10 protein-coding genes and 1 pseudogene are annotated in these 16,656 nt (G+C 61.9%); 4 read left to right on the top strand and 7 right to left on the bottom strand.

Annotated elements, in window-relative coordinates; genetic code table 11:
• Positions 1-55: 55 nt before the first annotated feature.
• A pseudogene (locus tag V5B44_RS26885) lies at positions 56-103 on the top strand (hypothetical protein); the annotation flags it as partial.
• 119 nt (positions 104-222) lie between these two features.
• On the opposite strand, the gene ribD reads toward V5B44_RS26885, so the two are convergent.
• The 7 genes from ribD to gltB form a co-directional block, all read right to left on the bottom strand.
• A complete protein-coding gene (ribD, locus tag V5B44_RS22760; RefSeq protein ID WP_332361331.1) occupies positions 223-1,323 on the bottom strand; it encodes a bifunctional diaminohydroxyphosphoribosylaminopyrimidine deaminase/5-amino-6-(5-phosphoribosylamino)uracil reductase RibD in 1,101 nt (366 codons plus the stop codon).
• A complete protein-coding gene (nrdR, locus tag V5B44_RS22765; RefSeq protein WP_332361332.1) occupies positions 1,323-1,793 on the bottom strand; it encodes a transcriptional regulator NrdR in 471 nt (156 codons plus the stop codon). Before nrdR ends, ribD begins: the two co-directional genes overlap by 1 nt.
• 5 nt (positions 1,794-1,798) lie before the next feature.
• Entirely contained in the window at positions 1,799-3,049 is a 1,251-nt protein-coding gene (gene glyA / locus V5B44_RS22770) for a serine hydroxymethyltransferase (protein ID WP_332361333.1), read from the bottom strand.
• A gap of 233 nt (positions 3,050-3,282) precedes the next feature.
• Positions 3,283-5,112, bottom strand: a complete 1,830-nt coding sequence (gene glmS, locus V5B44_RS22775) for a glutamine--fructose-6-phosphate transaminase (isomerizing) (RefSeq protein ID WP_332361334.1) — start codon at positions 5,110-5,112, stop codon at positions 3,283-3,285.
• Positions 5,113-5,119: 7 nt separating this feature from the next.
• A complete protein-coding gene (gene glmU / locus V5B44_RS22780; RefSeq protein WP_332361335.1) occupies positions 5,120-6,478 on the bottom strand; it encodes a bifunctional UDP-N-acetylglucosamine diphosphorylase/glucosamine-1-phosphate N-acetyltransferase GlmU in 1,359 nt (452 codons plus the stop codon).
• Between the two features lie 368 nt (positions 6,479-6,846).
• On the bottom strand, positions 6,847-8,289 hold the full coding sequence (locus V5B44_RS22785) for a glutamate synthase subunit beta (RefSeq protein WP_332361336.1): 1,443 nt from the start codon (positions 8,287-8,289) through the stop codon (positions 6,847-6,849).
• Between the two features lie 2 nt (positions 8,290-8,291).
• On the bottom strand, positions 8,292-12,968 hold the full coding sequence (gene gltB, locus V5B44_RS22790; protein WP_332361337.1) for a glutamate synthase large subunit: 4,677 nt from the start codon (positions 12,966-12,968) through the stop codon (positions 8,292-8,294).
• Between the two features lie 1,153 nt (positions 12,969-14,121).
• Here gltB and V5B44_RS22795 point away from each other — a divergent pair.
• The 3 genes from V5B44_RS22795 (at position 14,122) to V5B44_RS22805 (ending at position 16,410) form a co-directional block, all read left to right on the top strand.
• The gene (locus tag V5B44_RS22795; RefSeq protein ID WP_332361338.1) at positions 14,122-14,349 is read left to right on the top strand and encodes a type II toxin-antitoxin system HicB family antitoxin; all 228 of its coding nucleotides are present in this window, start codon (positions 14,122-14,124) and stop codon (positions 14,347-14,349) included.
• Entirely contained in the window at positions 14,349-14,612 is a 264-nt protein-coding gene (locus tag V5B44_RS22800) for a type II toxin-antitoxin system HicA family toxin (protein WP_332361339.1), read from the top strand. Before V5B44_RS22795 ends, V5B44_RS22800 begins: the two co-directional genes overlap by 1 nt.
• Before the next feature lie 118 nt (positions 14,613-14,730).
• On the top strand, positions 14,731-16,410 hold the full coding sequence (locus V5B44_RS22805) for an IS1634 family transposase (protein WP_332361340.1): 1,680 nt from the start codon (positions 14,731-14,733) through the stop codon (positions 16,408-16,410).
• Positions 16,411-16,656 lie beyond the last annotated feature (246 nt).

The raw sequence follows: 16,656 nt of genomic DNA on the forward strand, positions 1-16,656 counted from the left end.
ATACGCTGTGCCTTGATGGGGGGTGTTTGCACCGCTGACTGGTATCATCGGTGCAATGCAGGCGGCCGAAGCACTGAAGCTGATCACCGGCGCCGGTGAGGTGGTTGTGGGCCGTCTCTGGCTGCTCGACGGCCTGTCGATGGGAATGGCGCAGCGTGAAGTTCGGCCCGGACCCGGAGTGTGGAGTCTGTGGGGTCAGTGCAGCCGGTGCATGCGACAACCTCAGGTGAAGCGAGCCAGCAGGCGCAGGTCGCCGCCCAGCGCGCGGACGTCGCGAATCACCAGCGAGCGTTTGCCGGCCAGCGACTCAAGTGGCGGCAGATCGAACATTCCGCGTGCAGCATCACCGATCAGACAGGGTGCCAGGTAGAGCAACAGCTCGTCGACCAGACCGGCGCTCAGCAGTGAGCCGCTGAGGCCGAAACCGGCTTCAGCGTGCACTTCGTTGATACCCCGCCGTGCAAGTTCGTTGAGCAAAGCCAGCAGATCGACCTTGCCGCCGGGTGAAGAAAGCACCAGAACTTCCGCACCCGCTTGCGCGAGCTTGGCAGCCCTTCCGCCGTCAGCAACCGCAGCGGCCACCAGGACCCCGCCACCGCGCAGCACTCTGGCCTCGGGCGACAGCTCAAGCCGGCTGTCCACCACAACTTTCAAAGGCTGGCGCAGCTCCGGTCCCTCAACCCCTCGCACATTGAGTTGCGGATCGTCCTGACGAACCGTGCCCATGCCGGTCAGGATAGCGCAGGCGCGCGCGCGCCAGCGATGCCCGTCCTGCCGCGCCGCCGGCCCGGTCAACCACTGACTGGCGCCGTTCTGCAGCGCCGTCTTGCCGTCAAGACTGGCGGCAAGCTTCAGCCGCAGCCAGGGCCGGGCACGCGTCATGCGCGCAACGAAGCCCAGATTGATTTCCTTCGCCTCGGCAGCCAGCAATCCACACTCGGCAAGCACCCCAGCCTGGCGCAAGCGGGCCAGCCCCTGCCCCGCTACCAGCGGATTGGGATCCTGCATGGCGGCGACGACTCGTGATACCCCGGCCGTCAGCAGCGCCTCTGCGCACGGCGGCGTGCGGCCATGATGGCTGCACGGTTCGAGAGTGACGAAAACCGTCGCGCCATGCGCCTTTTCGCCAGCCGCCTGCAAGGCGTGAATTTCAGCATGCTGACCGCCGGCATAGACATGCCAGCCTTCGCCAACGACCTGGTCAGATCGGACGACGACGCAGCCGACGCGTGGATTCGGGGTGGTCGTATACAGACCGCGCTCGGCAAGGCGCAGCGCACGCGCCATGAACCCGTGGTCCGACGCGCTGAACGCCGGCACCATCAGCGGCCAAGTGGCTGCGGCAAACGAGAGACTTCGCGAATAACCTTGGAGAACTCGTCCACGTCCTCGAAATTGCGATAGACCGACGCGAAGCGTACGTAAGCCACCTTGTCGAGTTTCTTCAACTCGCGCATGACCATCTCCCCCACCTTTTCCGAGGCAACTTCTCGCTCGCCAAGCGCCAGCAGCTTCTCCTCAATGCGGACAATCGCCCCCTCGACGGCCTCTGAACTGACTGGTCGCTTGCGCAGCGCCAACCAGAGACTGGCGGCCAGCTTGTCGCGGTCGAAATCGACTCGCGAGCCATTCTTCTTGATCACCTGCGGCATTCGCAGTTCTGCCCGCTCGTACGTGGTGAAGCGCTTTTCACATTTCAGACAACGCCGCCGCCGCCGGACAATGTCACCATCGTCGTTGATGCGCGTGTCGGCGACGGTCGTTTCGTCAGCGCCGCAGAACGGGCACTTCATGGTGTCTAGGCACCATAGACCGGAAATTTCCGGCACAGCGTCGAGACATCCGCACGCACTCGCCGCAGGACGCCTTCCTCGCCCGGCGCGTCGAGCACATCGGCAATCAGGTGAGCGACCAGTTCGGCTTCGATCTCGGTAAAACCACGCGTCGTCATCGCCGGCGAACCGATGCGGATGCCGGAAGTAACGAAAGGCTTCTGCGGATCATTCGGAATCGCGTTCTTGTTGACCGTGATGTGCGCCGCGCCCAGGGCAGCCTCGGCCTCCTTGCCGGTAATGTTCTTGGCGCGCAGATCAACCAGAAAGACGTGTGATTCGGTCCGACCCGAGACGATGCGCAGTCCGCGCTCTTCCGCCAGCACGCGCGACAGAACGCGAGCGTTGGCCAGCACCTGCTCCTGGTAGTCGCGAAAGGCCGGCGTCAGAGCCTCCTTGAAGGCGACGGCCTTGGCTGCAATCACGTGCATCAGCGGTCCACCCTGCAGGCCGGGGAAAATAGCCGAATTGATCGCCTTTTCGTGCTCGGCCTTCATCAGGATGACCCCGCCGCGCGGGCCGCGCAGCGTCTTGTGCGTGGTCGAGGTCACGACATCGGCGCAGGGCACCGGGTTCGGGTAACAACCAGCGGCAATCAGACCCGCGTAGTGCGCCATATCAACCATGAAGATGGCACCGATTTCCCTGGCCACATTGGCAAAACGCTCGAAGTCGATACGCAAGGAGTAAGCCGAGGCACCGGCAATCAGGATACGCGGCTTGTGTTCACGCGCCAACGCTTCCATCTTCGCGTAGTCAATCGCTTCGTGCTCATCGAGACCATAGGCCACGACCTTGAACCACTTGCCGGACATGTTGAGCGGCATGCCATGCGTGAGGTGGCCACCCTCGGCCAGACTCATGCCCATGATCGTGTCACCCGGCCTGGCAAAAGCCATCAACACCGCCTGGTTGGCCTGCGAGCCCGAGTTCGCCTGGACGTTCGCGGCTTCAGCGCCAAACAGCTTCTTCAGACGATCGATCGCCAATTGCTCGGCCACATCGACGTACTCGCAGCCACCGTAATAGCGTTTGCCCGGATAGCCTTCGGCGTACTTGTTGGTCAATTGCGAACCCTGCGCAGCCATCACCGCGTGGCTGACATAATTCTCCGAGGCAATCAGTTCGATATGTTCCTCCTGACGCCGATTCTCGTTCTCGATCACCTGCCAGATCTTGGGATCAACTTTCGCCAGGGTGTCTTTATCGGAAAACATCGTGTGCCTCGCAAGCCTTGAAAAGGCAGGAATTGTAGCACGCGCGCGCAACTCACCCGGACTCCGCGCGACGGCAAGCAGGCGGCCAGCGGTGGCGGATCAAGCCGCGAAGAACATGATCGGCGTGCTTGAATCCCTCGCCGAATGTCACTTGCCGAACAGGCCCTTGATCGACTTCATGATGGCACAGGGACGACCAATGCCCGCTTGGGATCAGCGGTGATACAGGAAGCTCACTCGACAGTAACCGACTTCGCCAGGTTGCGTGGCTTATCAACGTCGGTCCCGCGCACCAGAGCGACATGGTAGGCAAGTAGTTGCAGCGGTACGACGTGCAGCAAGGCGGAGAGCGCGCCGTAGTGCTCGGGCAGGTGCAGCACATGAATGCCGTCGGATTCCTTCATCTCGCTGTCGGCATCGGCAAAGACATACAGTTCTCCACCGCGGGCACGGACTTCCTGCAGATTGGACTTGAGTTTCTCAATCAAGGCATCGTTCGGGGCGACGGCGATGACCGGCATGTCCCGATCGACGAGGGCCAGTGGGCCATGCTTCAACTCACCAGCCGGGTAGGCTTCGGCATGGATGTAGGAGATCTCCTTCAGCTTGAGCGCCCCTTCCATGGCGATTGGGTAGTGGCGGCCGCGCCCCAGAAACAGGGCGTGCTGTTTCATCGAGAAGCGTCCGGCCCATTCGCGAATCTCGGGTTCCAGTTCGAGGATTTTAGCCACAGCCATCGGCAGGTGCCGCACCGCATGTAGTTCGGTTGCTTCTTCCTGCTCGTCCAGACGGCCGCGGACCTTGGCCAGGACCAGTGTCAGAAGATACAGCGCGGCAAGTTGAGTGGTAAATGCCTTGGTCGAGGCAACGCCGATTTCGGGACCCGCCCGGGTGATGAAGCGCAAGGTGTTTTCTCGCACCAGTGACGACTCGGGGACGTTGCAGATGCACAGCGTGTGGGCCATGCCCAGAGCCTTGGCATGCTGCAGCGCTGCCAGTGTATCGGCGGTTTCGCCCGATTGCGAGATGGTCACGACCAGTGTCTGCCGATCGGGCACCGAGTCGCGATAGCGGTACTCGCTCGCCACTTCAACCGAGCAGGCGATGCCGGCGATCGACTCCAGCCAGTAACGGGCCACCAGACCCGCGTGATAACTGGTTCCGCAGGCTATGATCAGCACCTGCCGGACCTCCCTTAGGGTCGCCTCGCTCTCGGCGCCGAAGATGCCGGGCTGGATGCTGCGGGCAGCGCCGAGCATTTCGAGCGTGTTGGCCAGCGCCACCGGCTGCTCGAAGATCTCCTTCTGCATGTAATGCCGGTAATTGCCGAGTTCGATGGCATCGGCGGACAGCTGTGATTCGGTCTCGGGACGTTCCACTGCCGTGCCATCAACCCGCGCGATACGGTAAGTATCACGCATCAGTTCGGCACAGTCGCCGTTCTCGAGATAGACCATCCGGCGCGTCACCTGCACCAGTGCAGAGGCATCCGAGGCGGCGTAGCAAGCATCATCGCTCAAGCCGAGCAGCAGCGGCGCCCCTTCACGGGCAACGACAACCCTGCTCGGGTCAGATTCACGCAGCACGGCAATGGCATAGGCGCCCTGCAGTTGGGCGACCGCCTGGCGAACGGCGGTCAACAGATCCGGGGTGGCCTTCAGTTCATGCGCTATCAGGTGTGCCACGACCTCGGTGTCGGTATCGGAGGTGAAGTCGTAACCAAGGACGATGAGGCGTCCGCGCAAAGACTCATGGTTTTCGATGATCCCGTTATGGACGACGGCGAGGCCTTTCGAGACATGCGGGTGCGCATTCCGCTCGCAAGGCACGCCGTGCGTCGCCCAGCGCGTGTGCGCGATGCCGGTGTTGCCCGCCGCCCGCAATTCATCAACCTGCGCCGTCAGTTCGGCAACCCGGCCGACGGAGCGTAGCCGGTGCAGGCCGCTGTCGTTAATCAGGGCGAGGCCAGCCGAATCGTAGCCACGGTATTCCAGCTTGCGCAGACCTTCGAGAAGGACGGGGACGATATTGCGGTCGGCGACCGCGGCAACGATGCCACACATGGTCAGATCACTTCTTGGCTTTTTGTGGCCGTTTCCAGCCGGGGATGGATATCTGCCGGGCGCGCGAGATGGTCAGCGTCTCGGGCGGGGCGTCCTTGGTCAAGGTCGTGCCCGCGCCCAGTGTGGCGCCGCGGCCAACGGTAACCGGTGCAACCAACTGGGTATCGGAACCGATGAAGGCATCGTCCTCGATGATCGTCTTGAACTTGTTGGCCCCATCGTAGTTGCAGGTAATGGTACCGGCACCAATATTTACCCGGCTGCCGATGACGGCGTCGCCGATGTAGGCAAGGTGATTGGCCTTCGACTGGGCGGCCACCTTGCTGTTCTTGAGTTCGACGAAGTTGCCGACATGGACGCCGGCAGCGAGTTCCGTGCCGGGACGAAGCCGGGCGAAGGGTCCGATCACCCCATCGGGTCCGACGATCGCGTCTTCGATGTGACTGAAGGCGGCGAGACGTGAGCCCGCGCCGATATGCGCATTCTTCAGGACGCACGCAGGGCCGACCTCGACCGCTTCCTCGAGCACCACCTTGCCCTCGAAAACGCAGTTGACGTCGATGAACACATCGCGCCCGCAAACCAGCTCGCCACGCACGTCGATCCGGGCTGGGTCGGCCAGGCGCACGCCCTGCTCCAACAAGCCGTCTGCAGTACGTCGCTGCGCGACTCGTTCGAGCTCGGCAAGCTGCACCTTGCTGTTGACGCCAAGCACTTCGGCAGCGGTCTGCGGGTGCGTGGTACGGACCGGCAACCCTGCGGCAACAGCCATCCCGACGATGTCGGTCAGGTAGTACTCCTGCTGCGCGTTGTGATTGGAAAGGCGAGCGAGCCACTCGGCCAGACGGGCAGTCGGCAGTGCCATGATCCCGGTATTGATCTCCCGGATCGATCGCTCCTCTGCCGTTGCGTCCTTTTGCTCGACGATGCGGGCGACGACACCTGCAGCGTTGCGCACGATGCGACCGTAGCCGCCAGGATCAGCCAGTTCGACGGTGAGAATGGCCAGCGCATCACGCGCCGCGTGAACGAGTTGCCGCAGCGTGTCTGCCTGAATCAGCGGCACATCGCCATAAAGCACCAGGGTTGTCCCGGCGTCCGCCAGATACGGCAGGGCCTGCATGACCGCATGGCCAGTGCCGAGTTGCGGCTCCTGCAGAACCCAGGTCAGATCCGGCGCATCAACCGTCGTCCGCACCGCCTCGCCGCCATGTCCATAAACGATACACAACGTCTTTGGCGCGAGGCTGCGGGCGGTGTCAATCACGTGCGAAACCAGCGCCTTGCCAGCCAGCGGATGAAGCACCTTGGGCAGGTTCGAATGCATGCGCTTCCCTTGCCCGGCGGCGAGAATGACGATATTCATGAGCTGGAACTCTGTCAAACAGTACGGTTGGTGTTCCTCCCTCTGCCGGGAGCTGCTGTCTCTCGACCAGGGAGAGCTGGCGAAGGCGCCGCATCCGGAGTCGTTCGGCGTCCCTGGGGGGCGCCAATCGTCCCTTTCTATTGATCTATTATTTCAGGTTCGGCGACGAAAAACTCACAACAATGTCACGCTTGATGACTCTTCTTGCCGACCGGGCCAAGTTCACTGAGGCCTTGTCGTGTCGTTACAGTCACCGGACATGCCATCCCGGAAGCAGTATATGCCAGCAGCGGTCTGCTCTGGTGGAGAATACCGAACAGGGCTGCCCGCCACGCCGTGGAACGGGCGCGCCTGAAAGCTTCAAGCGCTCAACGCGGTAGGTCGGAACTGCCCATCAGGAAAGCATCAACCTCGCGTGCACATTGCCGACCCTCGCGGATCGCCCAGACAACGAGCGACTGGCCGCGCCGCATGTCTCCGGCGGCAAATACCTTGGGCACACTGCTCGCGTAGCAGCCATCCCCATCGGTCGTCGCCTTGACGTTGCCACGGCTGTCGAGTTCAACCGCCAACTGCTCCAGCAGGCCCTGCCTGACCGGCGAAACAAAGCCCATGGCCAGCAACACCAAGTCGGCGGGGATTTCGACTTCGCTGCCCGGGACCTCATTCATGCGGCCATCACTCCAGTCGACGCGGACCACTTTCAGCGCCGTGAGCTTGCCATTCTCGCCGACGAATGCCTTGGTGGAGACAGCAAAATCGCGCGCGCAACCCTCCTCATGCGAGGATGAGGTGCGCAACTTCAGCGGCCAGTAGGGCCAGGTCAGACTCTTGTTCTCTTTCTCTGGCGGTTGCGGCATCACCTCGAACTGGGTCACCGAAACCGCACCATGGCGGTTGCTGGTGCCGACACAGTCGGAACCCGTATCGCCGCCGCCAATGACCACCACCCGCTTGCCGGTCGCCATGATCTGTGCTGGTAGCTGGTCGCCGGCATTGACCTTGTTCTGTTGCGGCAGAAACTCCATGGCAAAATGGACGCCATCGAGATCCCGGCCGGGAACCGTCAGGTCCCGCGGCGACTCGGCACCTCCGGCAACGATCAGCGCATCGAACTCGGCCAGCAATTGGGATGCCGGCACCGCGTTGGCACCGCTACCGCCAACCTCCTGATTGACCCGGAACTCGACCCCCTCGGCCTGCATCTGCTCGACCCGGCGATCGATATGTGACTTCTCGAGTTTGAAATCGGGGATGCCATAGCGCAACAGGCCGCCGATGCGGTCGTTCTTTTCAAAAACGACTACTGCATGCCCGACACGCGCCAGTTGCTGCGCAGCCGCCAAACCGGCCGGGCCAGAGCCAATCACGGCCACCTTCTTGCCCGTCTGCTGCTTCGGCGGCTGTGGAACGATCCAGCCTTTTTCCCAGCCCTTGTCGACAATCGCATGCTCGATCGACTTGATACCCACAGGGTCGGTGTTGATATTGAGCGTACAGGCTGCTTCACAAGGCGCCGGGCAGATACGGCCGGTGAAGTCCGGGAAGTTATTGGTCGAATGCAGCACGGCGAGAGCCTGCTCCCAGTTGCCTCGGTAAACGAGATCGTTCCAGTCTGGAATGATGTTATTGACCGGGCAACCCGTATTACAGAAGGGGATACCGCAATCCATGCAACGCGCACCCTGGAGGCTCGCCTGTTCGTCCGTCAGAACCCTGACAAACTCGCGGTAATGCTTGAGCCGCGAAGGCGCCGGCTCGGAGGCCTCCGCCAGACGTTGGTACTCGATGAATCCAGTTGGCTTACCCATTGCTAAGCTGCCTCCAGTTGCTTTTTCGCCGCCAGCTCGCTGAGCGCTCGCCGGTACTCGTGCGGCATGATCTTCACGAAGCGTCTGCGATACCGTTCCCAGTCATTGAGCAAGCGCAACGCCTGCCTGCTCCCGGTAAGACGATAGTGTCTGTCGACCAGTCCCTTGAGCAGGACCTCGTCGATCACCCCGAGATGGCGGACGTCCACCTGCCCGTGACTTTCCAGGTCGTCGCCGGCGTCGCTGCCCTGGCGAGCAACGATTTCTTCTTCAACCGGCTCCAGCGATACCTGCGCCAGGTTGCATCGTGACTCGAAGGTCCCTTCCTCATCGAGGACATAGGCTACGCCACCAGACATGCCGGCGGCGAAGTTCCGGCCGGTCATGCCCAGCACAACGACCGTCCCGCCCGTCATGTATTCGCAGCCGTGATCACCGACGCCCTCGACGACAGCGGTGGCCCCCGAGTTGCGGACAGCGAAGCGCTCGCCGGCTACACCGGCGAAGAAAGCTTCACCCTCGGTCGCGCCGTAGAGGACGGTGTTGCCGACGATGATGTTGCTGCGGCTCTCGCCACGAAAACCAGCGTTCGGACGAACGACGATCCGGCCGCCCGACAGGCCCTTGCCAACGTAGTCGTTGGCCTCGCCGGTCAGATCGAGAAACACGCCGTGCGCCAGAAAGGCCCCGAAGGCTTGTCCAGCGGTGCCTTTGAGCCGGATATCGATGGTGCCGTCCGGCAATCCTGAATGCCCGTAGCGCTCGGCCACCCGGCCGGAAAGCATCGCCCCGACAGTGCGGTTGATATTGCGCACCGGCAGGTCGATACTGACTTTCTCTCCCCTTTCGAGAGCCGGCCGGGCGAGCTCGATGAGCTGATTGTCCAATGCCTTGCCGAGACCATGGTCCTGTTGTTCGCACTGGAACACCGGCGTCCCCGCCTTGTTTTCCGGACGATGGAAAATGCGGCTGTAGTCCAGCCCCTCCGCCTTCCAGTGACTGATCCCCTTCTGCATGTCGAGCAGATCACAGCGGCCGATCAGTTCATTGAAGCTGCGAATGCCGATCTGCGCCATCAGTTCGCGGAGTTCCTCGGCAACGAAGAAGAAGTAGTTGACCACGTGCTCTGGCTGGCCCGAGAACCGGCGCCGAAGCACCGGATCCTGAGTCGCGACCCCCACCGGACAGGTGTTGAGATGGCACTTTCGCATCATGATGCAGCCTTCGACAACCAGCGGTGCCGTGGCAAAGCCAAACTCGTCGGCACCCAGCAGCGCGCCGACCAGTACATCGCGCCCGGTCTTGATTTGCCCATCGACCTGCACCCGCACGCGACCGCGCAGGCGGTTCAACACCAGCGTCTGCTGCGTTTCTGCGAGACCCAGCTCCCAAGGGGAACCAGCGTGCTTGATCGATGACTGCGGGCTGGCACCCGTGCCGCCATCGTGCCCGGCAATCACCAGATGATCGGCCTTGGCCTTGGTAACGCCTGCGGCGACGGTACCGACGCCGACTTCAGAAACCAGTTTGACGCTGATCGAAGCCTTCGGATTGGCGTTCTTGAGGTCGTGAATGAGCTGCGCCAGGTCCTCGATCGAGTAGATATCGTGGTGCGGGGGTGGCGATATGAGGCCGACACCGGGAACCGAGTGGCGCAGGAAACCAATGTACTCAGAAACCTTGTGGCCCGGCAACTGTCCCCCTTCGCCGGGCTTGGCGCCTTGCGCCATCTTGATCTGGAGCTGGTCGGCATTGACCAGATACTCGGCGGTGACACCGAAGCGCCCGGAAGCAACCTGCTTGATCGCCGAGCGCAGGCTGTCGCCAGGCTGCAACTGGTAGTCGCGCTCGACACGTGTCTTGCCGATCACGTCGGAAACCATCTCGCCGCCCTTCAGGACCTTGAAACGCGCCGGGTCCTCGCCCCCCTCACCGGTATTCGACTTGCCGCCCAGACGATTCATGGCAATTGCCAGGGAGCTGTGCGCTTCGGTCGAGATCGACCCCAGCGACATCGCACCGGTGGTAAAGCGCTTGACAATCTCCTTTGCCGGCTCGACTTCGTCGAGCGGCACCGCCGGACCTGCGGGCTTGAGGTCAAACAATCCACGCAGGGTCATGTGTCGCCGCGTCTGGTCGTTGATCAGTCGGGCATATTCCTTGTAAGTCTCGTACTTGCCGGTGCGCGTCGAGTGTTGCAGCTTGGCGATCACGTCCGGCGTCCACATGTGCTCTTCACCACGCACGCGATAAGCGTACTCACCGCCGGCGTCGAGCATCGTCGCGAGCACCGGGTCGTCGCTGAAGGCCTGCCGGTGGAGGCGAATGGCTTCTTCCATGACCTCGAAAACACCGATCCCCTCCACTTGCGTCGAGGTGCCGGTGAAGTACTTGTCAATCATTTTCTTCTGCAGGCCGACCGCCTCGAAGATTTGCGCGCCGGTGTAGGACATGTAGGTTGAAATGCCCATCTTGGACATCACCTTGAGCAGACCCTTGCCAACGCCCTTGATGAAGTGCTTGATCGCTTTTTCGCCTTTTTCGGCATCACCTCCGGCCAATTCCTGCAGCGTTTCCAGTGCCAGGTAGGGATGCACGGCCTCTGCCCCGTAACCGGCAAGCAAGGCGACATGATGTGTTTCACGTGCGGCGCCGGTTTCGACCACCAGTCCGACCCGGGTACGCAGCCCCTTGGTGACCAAATGGTGATGCACGGCCGAGGTGGCCAGCAGCGCCGGGATGGCGACGTGCTCACTATCGACCCGACGGTCCGAAACGATCAGGATGCTCGATCCCTTGTGGACGTGGTCCTCGGCCTCGGCACAGAGCGAAGCCAGGCGCGCTTCGACCCCTTCCTTGCCCCAGACCAGCGGATAGCAGATATCGAGTTCGGCCGAATGGAACTTGTTGCCAGTAAAGCTCGCAATGTGGCGCAATTTCGCCATATTGTCGAAGTCGAGTACCGGCTGCGCCACCTCAAGACGGTACGGCGGGTTGATCTCGTTGATGCCGAGCAGGTTCGGCTTGGGACCGATGAAGGAAACCAGCGACATCACCAGTTGCTCGCGGATCGGGTCAATCGGCGGATTGGTCACCTGCGCAAAGAGCTGGCGGAAATAGTTGAACAGGGGCTTGCTTCTGTTCGACAGGACCGCAAGGGGCGAATCGTTGCCCATCGAGCCGGTCGCTTCCTCGCCCGAGGCGGCCATCGGTTCAAGAATGAACTTGAGGTCTTCCTGGCTGTAACCGAAAGCCTGCTGGCGGTCGAGGAGCGATACCGAGCAACTGCTCGCAGGGACACTGTTGGGCACCGGCAGTTCGTCGAGCTTGATGTTGATCCGACTCAGCCAGTCCTGGTAGGGCTTGGTTCGCGACAGCGTGTCCTTGAGTTCGCTATCATCGATGATGCGTCCCTGGTCGAGATCGATCAGGAACATTTTTCCCGGTTGCAGCCGCCACTTCTGGACGATCCGTTCCTCGGGAATCGGCAGAACGCCGGCTTCCGACGCCATCACCACCAGATCGTCATCGGTCACCAGATAGCGCGCCGGACGAAGGCCGTTACGGTCAAGGGTTGCGCCGATCTGCCGCCCGTCGGTGAAGGCCACGGCGGCCGGACCGTCCCACGGCTCGATCATCGCCGCGTGGTACTTGTAGAACGCACCCCGCTTCTCGTCCATCAGCGTATGCGACTCCCAGGCTTCGGGAATCAGCATCATCATCGCGTGCGCAAGCGAATAGCCACCCATCACCAGCAGCTCGAGTGCATTGTCGAAGGCCGCGGAATCGGACTGACCGGGATAGATCAACGGCCAGATCTTTTCCAGGTCCGCGCCCAGCAAGGGTGACGAGGTCCCCTTCTCGCGCGCGCGCATCCAGTTGTAATTGCCCCGCAGCGTATTGATCTCACCATTGTGGGCAATCATCCGGAACGGGTGCGCCAGCTGCCAGGTCGGGAACGTGTTGGTCGAGAAACGCTGGTGGACCAACGCCATGGCTGAAACACAACGCGGGTCCCTGAGGTCGCTGTAGTACTCGCCAACCTGGTCCGCAAGCAGCAAGCCCTTGTAGACGACCGTCCGCGCAGACATCGACGGCTGGTAGAACTCCTTGCTGTGCTTGAGCCCGAGCGCCTGAATGGCGTTCGCCGCACTGCGGCGAATCACGTAAAGCTTGCGCTCGAGGGCATCGGTGACCATGATGTCCGGGCCACGGCCGATGAAGATCTGGCGGATTATCGGTTCCCTGGTACGTACCGTTGGCGACATCGGCAAGGCATGGTCGACCGGCACGTCGCGCCAGCCGAGAACAACCTGGTGCTCGGTGCGCACGGCGCGCTCGATTTCTTCCTGACAGGCGAGGCGCGAGGCAGATTCCTTGGGCAGGAACACCATCCCGACGCCATAGTCCCCGGGTGGCGGCAGCTGGACTCCCTGCTTGGCCATCTCTTCGCGGAAGAAGTCATCAGGAATCTGGATCAGGATCCCGGCACCGTCGCCCATCAGTGGATCGGCACCAACCGCTCCGCGGTGATCCAGGTTCTTCAGGATCAACAGGCCTTGCTCGACGATCGAGTGACTTTTCTTGCCCCGGATGTGCGCTACAAAACCGACGCCACAGGCGTCATGCTCGTTGGCTGGGTCGTAAAGCCCCTGCCCTTCAGGTATGGCGGAATCCATCACGCTCAAATCCTCACAAAACAAAGACGCGGTACCCATGCGACCGCTTGCTGAAACGGCACACACCCAGACGCCAACACGAGCGTCCAGCGGCTCTTCGGGGACTGGCGACTATACCCCGAAAGGGAGGGCCGTTCAAGATGTTGCGCCGCACCACAAAAGTGCGCCAGATGGTCGCTATTGCACCCGAATGAGGCGCCCAAGGCTCCCGCGCGGCTTCAAAGAAGCTCGGCCGCGCAGTCTAACTGTAAAGCAAACGCCATGCCCGAATGTGCAGGCCCCTCGATCCGGGGCCCGGCATCTCGAATCTCTGGCCCGGATCGACACAGCCCCGGGGCCGGCTGCTAGCGGAAAAACGCGGCCGACGGTCATCGCTGAGGTCGTCAAGAAGGGATCGTCTTTCTGCCCCCGCCTGAAAGCCGGGGCTCGTCGAACGATCTCGCCGCATCGGCTGCCGTTGGCCTGGACGACCAGGAGGCCGTTGCCTGCTGCCCGCCGCACCACTCTGCCCTGCTGGCCTGAGATGGTCGGCATTATGAAAAATGGCTCCACCGCGCTTCTATGTGCTTGGGTACCGATGTGTGCGTCAAGGCATTGGCAAGTCCGGGAATCGGAATAGCATTGATCAATGGAATTCTGTACTGTCGGCGAGGTGAAGCTGAAGATAAAGGAATGGCCATGAGGTTTGTGGTTTGCCTGTCTCGCGAAGCGATTTGGCGAGTTCTCGACGGATGATCTGACGCTCGGGCGGCTCTATGAAGTGCTCGCCCCGGCGGACAGCCACAGCATGCTGCGGATCATTGACGATTCCGACGAGGACTTTCTTTATCCGGCTTCTCTTTTCGAGGCTGTGGAGGTACACGAGCAAACGGCCACCCGGCTGCACGAATTGTTGGCAGCAAAACGCAAGGGTCAGGAAAACAGTCCTCTGAGCTGGTTTTGTGCGGGAGGCTCCGGGAGCGATCGATCCCAAGCCTGGCGGAAAAATGCGAGTCTGACCCCTATTTTTGGAACTGCTCGGTCTTGTACAAGATTCATGCAAGTGCCCTGTGGGTGACCCCGACGTGCTGACCCCGATCTCCGGTCTACGCTACCATTGCCACCTGCCACGACATGCGCGAGCCATTGATGTGGCGTATCAGGGGTGAAGATCATGGAACATATCATTCAGTTGCATATCGAGAAGCTGCCCGAGGGCGCTTACCTCGCCACCAGCGATGACGTGCAAGGCCTGGTGGCACAAGGCCGTACGATCCAGGAAACCATCGAGATTGCGCGCGATGTGGCCAAGAGGCTGATCGAGGCACAGTCCGACGCGAGCACCCCGCCGCTGCCGCCAGCCCGCGAGGCCTTCGACTACCCGCTGGTCGTGGCTACCTGATGGGGCAACTCGCGGGGTTCAGCTACCGCGAGATCGTCAAGCGTCTGAAAGAGCTCGGCCTGAAATTCCACCGCCAGGCGGCGGGCTCCCATGAGATCTGGTTTAACCCAGCGCTGAACCGGTACACAACGATCCCGAGACATTCTTGCAGGCGAAGTAACACTGCATGGCGGAGACTTCGGCTGTCGGCGCCCGTGACCGCTGCTAGCTGTCTCGCATGTAGGTCTCCCGAGTTCGACACTTTTCGCGTGCCAAACGCATAATCGGGGCTTCGGTCCCAATAAAAACAGGGGGTTGGCGCGCAGCCGAAGATTTGTTGTAGTGACACGTCTGGCCTAAAATCCTTTTGCGATCATGGCAGTATGTGGCTACAGTAGCGACATGTTCGTGAAGATCACCACGTCCGGCCCGCGCCAGTACGTCAAGCTCGTCGAGTCCTACCGGGACCCCGCCGGGGTACCTCGCCAACGGGTCATCGCCACCCTGGGGCGCATCGAAGCGGTGCGATCCGGCGAGGCTGACTCGCTGCTCAACGGGCTGTTACGGGCGGCGGGCAAGCCCTCCCTGGAGGAGGGAACCGGCGAGGTCGCCTTTGCGCCAGCGCTGTCGGTCGGCGACACCTGGCTGCTGACCGCCTTGTGGAAGGAACTGGGCTTCGCCGACGCCTTTCGCCGGTTGCTGCGCAACCGCCACCAGTTCGATGCCGAACGTCTCCTGCGGGTGATGGTGTTCAACCGGCTGTGTGATCCGGAATCCAAGCTGGGGATCCTGCGCTGGCTGGAGGGCACCCGGGTTCCCGAGGTCAGCGCCGATTCGGTGAACCACCAGCACCTGCTCCGCACGATGGATACCCTGGCGGAGGGTGCCGACCGGGTGGACGACGCCTTGACAGGTCTTCTGCGGCCGTTGATCGATCAGGAGTTGGCGATCGTCTTCTACGATCTGACGACGATCCGTGCCGAAGGCAGCACCGACGAGTCGGAAGATCTGCGGCACTTTGGCCATGCCAAGGAGGGCGGGACAGTGCGCCAGGTGATGCTCGGGGTGGTCCAGACAGCGGAAGGCCTGCCGATCCATCACGAGGTCTTTGCCGGCAATACCGGCGAGACGACGACGCTGGTGCCGACGATCGAGAAAGTGCTGGCACGCTATCCGATCAAGCGCGTGGTGCTGGTTGCCGATCGCGGCCTGCTGAGTCTCGACAATCTCGACGCCATCCGGGCCCTGCGGGTCGGCGATCAGCCGCTGGAGTTCATTCTGGCCGTCCCGGCGCGGCGCTACGGGGACTTTGACAGCCTGCTTACCCCTTTCCACGAGAAGAGTTGCCAGTCGGCGACGGCAGAGGTGTTCGGTGAGCTGAAGTGGCAGGGGTTTCGTCTGATCGTTGCCCATCGCCCGGACACGGCCAGCGAACAGAGTCGCGTACGCGATGAGCGCATTGCGGCGCTGGAGGCCGATGCTGCGCAGTGGGCGGAGAAACTCGATGCTCAGGAGGCCGGCCAGACCCATCCGGGCAAGCAGCTGTCAGACGCCGGCACGATCGCCCGTTTCTACAAGGCGGTCGCTGACGCGCATCTGGCGCACATCATCAGGGTCAATCTCGCCTCCGAGGTATTCACCTACGAGATCGACGAACGTGCGCTGAAGCGCGCGAGGCTGATGGATGGCAAGCTGATCCTCGTTGCCAACGTTCCGGATTCTCCCCCACCCGAGATCGTGGCGCGCTACAAGGCGCTGGCCGACATCGAACGGGGATTCCGTGTCCTGAAGTCCGAGATCGAGATCGCGCCGGTCTTCCATCGCCTGCCGAACCGAATCCGGGCGCATGCCTTGATCTGCTTCCTGGCGCTGCTGCTTTATCGGGTGCTGCGCCTGCGCCTGAAAGCGAAGGCCAGTCCCCTCTCCCCGGAGCGCGCTCTGGAGATCGCCCGCCGGATCCAGTACCACCAGGTCACGCTGCACCAACGCCAGTCGGCATCCGGCCTGTCCACCATCACCCCTCAACAGAAGGAGCTGTTCGAAACCATCGCTCTGCCCGAGCCCTCCGCCAGACGCTTGTAGTGCCAATTTCGAACCCGTGAATTGAGCACAAACAATCACTTGGCCGTATTTTTGTCGAACTCGGGAGGTCTGGCCCATTCGCCCGCCGCCTTTGTTCAACAACCCGAACATAGGCGATGAGCGGTGGCTCCGGGCGATGAACTCTCTGAAATCTGCCCAATCAATGCGAGTCTGACCTCGATTGTTCTCCGCTCCTTGCTTTCTTTCCTCAAGGGAGGTAGCTCAGAAACAAGGACTCCCGAGTTC

It is taken from the genome of Candidatus Accumulibacter necessarius, from assembly GCF_036625085.1.